Genomic DNA, 5,322 nt, shown 5'->3' with positions numbered 1-5,322 from the left:
CAAGCCCCAGCAGAACGGCTTCAACGAGAGCTTCAACGGCCGTCTACGGGACGAGCTGCTGAACGAAACTCTGTTCCGGTCGCTGCCACACGCCCGCATCGTGCTGGAATCCTGGCGGCGCGACTACAACGAAGCCCGGCCGCACTCCAAGCTCGGCTGGCTGACGCCAAAGGCCTATGCCGAGGCGCTTGACCGGAAAGATCGGCCGGCCTGCTGCGCTGGTTGATGGCTGCGCAGACCGGCCTCTTGCCAACCCCAACAACCCCAGCTCAGATCAACTACGGACTCTTGTTATGGCTGGATGAGAAACGGGGGTCACGTCAGGTTTTGCGGTGACTGCGGCACGCCGCTGACCTTCGAATATGGCGACAGGCACATCGGCCTCGCGGTCGGCGCGCTCGATCGCCCGGCAGACGTGAGGATGGTCGAGCAGCTCGCCTCGCCAGAGCGAGTGCCCTGCTTCGAGGATCTCGCCCATCTGCCGGTGCACCCGACGGATGAGCCCGGCGCAGCCGCGCATCTGGCCAGCATCGTTTCTTACCAGCATCCGGATCACGACACTGCGGAATGGCCGCCGCTTGAGCGCTAGGGCGACTTGTTTGGTGGTGGTGGCTGGGGGCGGGCTCGAACCGCCGACCTGTGGGTTATGAATCCACCGCTCTAACCAGCTGAGCTACCCAGCCCCGTTTGACGAGCCCGTCGCGAGGGTCCGGCGGGAACTGGTCTGACCGCCGGAAGAGGCGTGCCTATAGAGGCGCCGCGAGGCGGATTCAAGACGTTGCGCGCCGCCGCGCGACATCCGCTCGCGTGACGCCGTGCGTAAGGAAAGGTAATCAGTCGGGAGCTCTTTCCCGACCACCCCAGGGGACCCGACCATGCGCCTGCTCGCCTTCGCCGCCGCCGCCTCCGTGCTCTCGCTCGCCACCGCCTGCGGCGCCCAGGACGGGGCCGCGCCGGGCGCCGGTGCGGCCGGCCCGCTGGAGACCCGGCCCGCCAACGCCCCCGACCAGCAGCCGGCCTTCCCCGGCCAGACCCGGGCGCCGGGCGTGCGCACCGAACGCGCCCTTTCGCACACGGTGGTGGCCTCGGGCCTGGTCGAGCCCTGGGGCCTGGCCCTGATGCCGGACGGCCGCTGGCTGGTCACCGAACGGCCGGGCCGCCTGCGGATCGTCAGCGCCGAGGGCGCCATGAGCGATCCGGTGGCCGGTCTGCCGGCGGTGGACGCCCGCGGCCAGGGCGGCCTGCTCGACGTGATCATCGGCCCCGACTTCGCCCGGGACCGGATGATCTGGTGGAGCTACGCCGAGCCGCGGGATGGCGGCAACGCCACCTCGGTGGCGCGCGGCCGCCTGTCGGACGACGGAAGCCGGGTCGAGAATGTGCAGGTCATCTTCCGCGCCCTGCCGGTCTACGACGGCGACAAGCACTACGGCTCCTCGCTGGCCTTCGCGCCCGACGGCAAGCTGTTCGTGACCCTCGGCGAGCGTTCGGACGCGCCGATGCGGCCGCAGGCCCAGGACCTCGGCTCGCACATGGGCAAGACCATCCGCATCAACGCCGACGGCTCGGTTCCGCAGGACAACCCCTTCGTCGGGCGCGACGGGGCGCTGCCGGAGATCTGGTCGCTGGGCCACCGCAACGTCCAGGGCGTCGCCGTCGCCCCCGACGGCGCAGTGTGGACGATCGAGCACGGGACCCGCGGCGGCGACGAGCTGAATCTCGAGCGGCCCGGGCTCAACTACGGCTGGCCGGACGTGGCCTACGGCGTCGAGTACCGCGGCGGACCGATCAACGAAGGCGTCACCGCCCGCGAGGGGACCGAGCAGCCGGTCTACTACTGGGATCCGGTGATCGCCCCGGGCGGCATGACCTTCTACGACGGGGCCATGTTCCCCGGCTGGCGCGGCGACCTGCTGGTGGCGGCGCTGAAGGAGAAGCACATCGCCCGGCTGGTGCTGGAGAACAGCCGGGTGGTCGGCGAGGAGCGGCTGCTCACCGACCTCGGCGAGCGCGTCCGCGACGTGGCGGTCGGCCCCGACGGGGCGGTCTGGGCGATCACCGACGAGCAGAACGGCAAGCTGGTCCGGTTGGCGGCGGAGTAGGGCGGCGCAGGCTGCGCCCTCTTGCGACCGGATCTGGCGCACCCACCTGTCAGTCTGGCCGCTGCGGGTCTTCGACAGCTGAATCCGCGCGGCGGCCCGCGAATTGTGCACGATGTGCACCCGTTTTTTTATCGCGTGCACTTTTTCGCCCCTGACGGGAGACCATGCCCCGCAGCTCCCGCCCGGCGGGTCAGTCGCGCAGCAGCTCGTTGACCGCCGTCTTGGCTCGCGTCTGCGCGTCCACGCGCTTGACGATCACCGCGCAGTAGAGCGAGGGCCCGCCGTTCGGGTCAGGCAGGCTGCCCGGCACGACCACCGAGTACGCCGGCACCTCGCCGCGGAACACCTCGCCCGTCGCGCGGTCGACGATCCTGGTCGAGGCCGACAGGTAGACGCCCATGGCCAGCACCGCGCCCTCGCGGACGATGACGCCCTCCGCCACCTCGGCGCGGGCGCCGATGAAGCAGCCGTCCTCGATGATGGTCGGGTTGGCCTGCAGCGGCTCCAGCACCCCGCCGATGCCGGCCCCGCCCGACAGGTGCACGTTCCTGCCGATCTGGGCGCAGCTGCCGACCGTGGCCCAGGCGTCGACCATCGAACCCTCGTCCACGAAGGCGCCGATGTTCACGAAGCTGGGCATCAGCACCACGTTGCGGGCGACGTAGGCGCCCTGCCGCACGATGGCGCCGGGGACCGAGCGGAAACCCGCCTCGCGGTAGTGGTTGGCGGTCCAGTCGCCGAACTTGTTGGGCACCTTGTCCCACCACGGGCCGACGCCGGGCGCGCCCGAGGCGGGGCCGCGGTCGCCGGCGCGCAGCAGCTCGTTGTCGTTCAGCCGGAACGACAGCAGCACCGCCTTCTTCAGCCACTGGTGCGTGGTCCATATTCCGTCCGCGCCGCGCGAGGCGACGCGCGCCTCGCCCGCGTCGAGCATGGCCAGCGCCTGCTCGACGGCGTGCCGCACCTCGCCGTGGGTGGCGGCGGTGACGCCGGCGCGATCTTCCCACGCCGCCTCGATCACGGATTCCAGATAGGCGCGGTCGGTCATTTCGGGTCTCCGGCGAGGACGGCGGTGGCGAGGAAGGGCGGCAGGGCGGCGGCGCGGTGGTCGACGAAATGCACCACCGAGTCCAGCGCGTGCGGCCCGACCAGCACCGTGGTCATGCCCAGGGCCTTGGCGTAGTCGAGGTTGCGCTCGGTGTCCTCGAAGAAGGCGGCGCTCTTCGGGTCGAGTGCGAACCGGTCCAGCATCCGCTCGAAGGTGCGCGGGTGCGGCTTGGGGCGGAGCTCGGCGTGCTCCAGCGCGAACAGGCCGTCGAACAGGTCGTCGATGCCCAGCTTCTCCAGCACCCGCTCTCCATGCCGCTGGGAGCCGTTGGTGAAGACGTAGCGCGGGCCTTCCAGCCGCTGCAGCCCGGCGCGGAGGCCCTCGCTCGGCTCCAGCGCGTCCAGCGGCACGTCGTGCACCTCGGCGAGGAAGGCGTGCGGATCGACCGTGTAGTCCTGCATCAGGCCGCCGAGGGCGGCCCCGTGGTCCAGCAGATAGCGCTTCTGCAGCGCCCGGGCCTCGTCCGGCGGCAGGCCGGTGGCGCGGATCATGAACTGGCCGATGCGGTCGGCGACGAGGCGCAGGACCTGCTTCTCGGGCGGATAGAGGGTGTCGTCGAGGTCGAACACCCAGCTGCCCACATGGCGCAGGTCGGCGCCGATCTCGGTCGGTTCGATCGGCTGCGCCGTCATCCGGCCTGCACCAGGGTGCCCGCCCCATGCTCGGTGAACAGCTCCACCAGCATGGCGTGGGGGCGGCGACCGTCGAGGATGACCACCGCCTCGACGCCGTCGCGCACGGCGGCCATGGCCGTCTCCAGCTTGGGGATCATGCCGCCGGTGGCCACGCCGTCGTCGATCAGCGCCTGCGCCTCGCTGAGGGTCATCTGACGGATGATCTCTCCGTCCGCGCCCCTGACCCCCGGCACGTCGGTGAGCAGCAACATGCGCTTGGCGCCGAGCGCGCCGGCCACGGCTCCCGCCACGGTATCGGCGTTGACGTTGTAGGTCTGGCCGTCCTCGGCCACGCCGATGGGGGCGATGACCGGCACCCAGTCCTCCGTCTCGGACGCGATCAGGCCCGCGATCAGCTTGGGATCGACCTTGGTGGGCTCGCCCACGAAGCCGAGATCGACCTCGTGTTCGATCATGCTGTCCGGATCGCGCCGGGTGCGCCGGGTCTTCTCCACGGTCAGCAGGCCGGCGTCCTTGCCCGACAGGCCGACGCCGCGCACGTCGGCCTCCTTGCCGGCCATGGTGATCCAGTGGGCGATCTCCTTGTTGACCGCGCCGGACAGGACCATCTCGGCCACCTGCATTGTGTCGGCGTCGGTGACCCTGAGGCCATCCACGAAGGCCGACTTCACCCCCGCCTTGTCCAGCATGGCGCTGATCTGCGGGCCGCCGCCGTGGACCACAACGGGGTTCACGCCCATCAGCTTCAGCAGCACCACGTCGGCGGCGAACTGCTTCGCCACGGCGCTGTCGCCCATGGCGTGGCCGCCGTACTTGATGACCACGGTCTCGCGATCATAGATCTGGATGTAGGGCAGGGCCTCGGCCAGCGTCCTCGCGGTGGCCCAGCCGGGGTCCCCCGGTCGCGGTTCGGTGTCGTCCATCGCGCGGTCCCTAATGCCAAGCTCCCCGCCTGTCATCATGAAACCGGGAGGCCGCGCCGCCCGTTCCGTCGGGATGAACGAACACGAGATCGACGATCGCGACCTTGGCCCGGATGATCCCGCCGGTCCGGCCTCGGTCCAGCGGATCGACGCCGCCCTCTGTCCGGAATGCCAGGGCGTCGGCGCCAGCCCCGCGGGCGAGACCTGTCCGGTCTGCGACGGTACGGGGCGCGCCACGGCCCGCACGGGCGGCGGCTGAGCCTCTGTCACCCGGGAGCCACGCTGAACATCGTTGTGCGAGCCCCCGGCTCGACCTCGTCCAGCGGGACTGTTATGAAAGCTTAGCGGCGGCATGTGCGCCGTCACGAACAACCAATTCTGGGCTGCGGAGGGCATCCACCAATGCGCGTTAAGTCTCTTATTCTGGCGTCGACCGCCGCCGGGGCGCTGGCCCTGACGGCCGGCGCAGCGTCTGCCGAGCCGAACGGCTGGTACGGCGCGCTTGACGCCGGCTGGCACACGGCGGACGTCGAGACGGCGCAGGGCGTCGATTT

7 protein-coding genes and 1 tRNA gene are annotated in these 5,322 nt (G+C 70.6%); 4 read left to right on the top strand and 4 right to left on the bottom strand.

The genetic code is table 11. The annotated features are described in order from the left end of the window. Both BM333_RS15490 and BM333_RS15485 read left to right on the top strand, forming a co-directional pair. Positions 1 to 226, top strand: a 226-nt coding sequence (locus tag BM333_RS15490; protein ID WP_245777319.1) for an integrase core domain-containing protein, incomplete at its 5' end; no start/stop codon positions are given. 75 nt (positions 227 to 301) lie between these two features. Beyond that, a complete protein-coding gene (locus BM333_RS15485) occupies positions 302 to 589 on the top strand; it encodes a GFA family protein (RefSeq protein WP_092313852.1) in 288 nt (95 codons plus the stop codon). A gap of 17 nt (positions 590 to 606) precedes the next feature. Here the strand turns inward: BM333_RS15485 and BM333_RS15480 are convergent. Then, positions 607 to 683 (bottom strand) — tRNA-Met (locus BM333_RS15480). Positions 684 to 875: 192 nt separating this feature from the next. On the opposite strand from BM333_RS15480, the gene BM333_RS15475 reads away from it, so the two are divergent. Beyond that, on the top strand, positions 876 to 2,102 hold the full coding sequence (locus BM333_RS15475) for a PQQ-dependent sugar dehydrogenase (protein WP_092313849.1): 1,227 nt from the start codon (positions 876 to 878) through the stop codon (positions 2,100 to 2,102). A 190-nt stretch (positions 2,103 to 2,292) separates the two neighbouring features. On the opposite strand, the gene dapD is transcribed toward BM333_RS15475, so the two are convergent. From dapD to argB, 3 genes are read right to left on the bottom strand one after another with little or no spacing between them, the layout of a single operon-like run. Next, complete coding sequence (dapD, locus tag BM333_RS15470; RefSeq protein ID WP_092313846.1) at positions 2,293 to 3,150, bottom strand: 2,3,4,5-tetrahydropyridine-2,6-dicarboxylate N-succinyltransferase; 858 nt, start codon at positions 3,148 to 3,150, stop codon at positions 2,293 to 2,295. After that, on the bottom strand, positions 3,147 to 3,842 hold the full coding sequence (locus tag BM333_RS15465; RefSeq protein WP_092313843.1) for a pyrimidine 5'-nucleotidase: 696 nt from the start codon (positions 3,840 to 3,842) through the stop codon (positions 3,147 to 3,149). The genes dapD and BM333_RS15465 overlap by 4 nt, the downstream gene beginning before the upstream one ends. Beyond that, positions 3,839 to 4,768 (bottom strand): acetylglutamate kinase, encoded by a 930-nt coding sequence (argB, locus tag BM333_RS15460; protein WP_092313840.1) that lies wholly within the window; start codon positions 4,766 to 4,768, stop codon positions 3,839 to 3,841. Before argB ends, BM333_RS15465 begins: the two co-directional genes overlap by 4 nt. 73 nt (positions 4,769 to 4,841) lie before the next feature. Between argB and BM333_RS15455 the strand changes: the two genes are divergently transcribed. Continuing rightward, entirely contained in the window at positions 4,842 to 5,027 is a 186-nt protein-coding gene (locus BM333_RS15455; protein WP_092313837.1) for a hypothetical protein, read from the top strand. The last annotated feature ends 295 nt before the right edge of the window (positions 5,028 to 5,322 follow it).

The organism is Brevundimonas viscosa, assembly GCF_900116065.1.
Classification (GTDB): domain Bacteria; phylum Pseudomonadota; class Alphaproteobacteria; order Caulobacterales; family Caulobacteraceae; genus Brevundimonas; species Brevundimonas viscosa.
The sequence above is the reverse complement of the archived record's forward strand: the minus strand, read 5'-3'. Positions and strand labels throughout refer to the sequence as shown.

Excerpts from the sequence above, each read along its gene's own strand:
- BM333_RS15465 (WP_092313843.1), bottom strand. The coding sequence starts at position 3,842 with ATGACGGCGCAGCCGATCGAACCGACCGAGATCGGCGCCGACCTGCGC.
- argB (WP_092313840.1), bottom strand. The coding sequence starts at position 4,768 with ATGGACGACACCGAACCGCGACCGGGGGACCCCGGCTGGGCCACCGCG.
- dapD (WP_092313846.1), bottom strand. The coding sequence starts at position 3,150 with ATGACCGACCGCGCCTATCTGGAATCCGTGATCGAGGCGGCGTGGGAA.
- BM333_RS15455 (WP_092313837.1), top strand. The coding sequence starts at position 4,842 with ATGAACGAACACGAGATCGACGATCGCGACCTTGGCCCGGATGATCCC.
- BM333_RS15485 (WP_092313852.1), top strand. The coding sequence starts at position 302 with ATGAGAAACGGGGGTCACGTCAGGTTTTGCGGTGACTGCGGCACGCCG.
- BM333_RS15475 (WP_092313849.1), top strand. The coding sequence starts at position 876 with ATGCGCCTGCTCGCCTTCGCCGCCGCCGCCTCCGTGCTCTCGCTCGCC.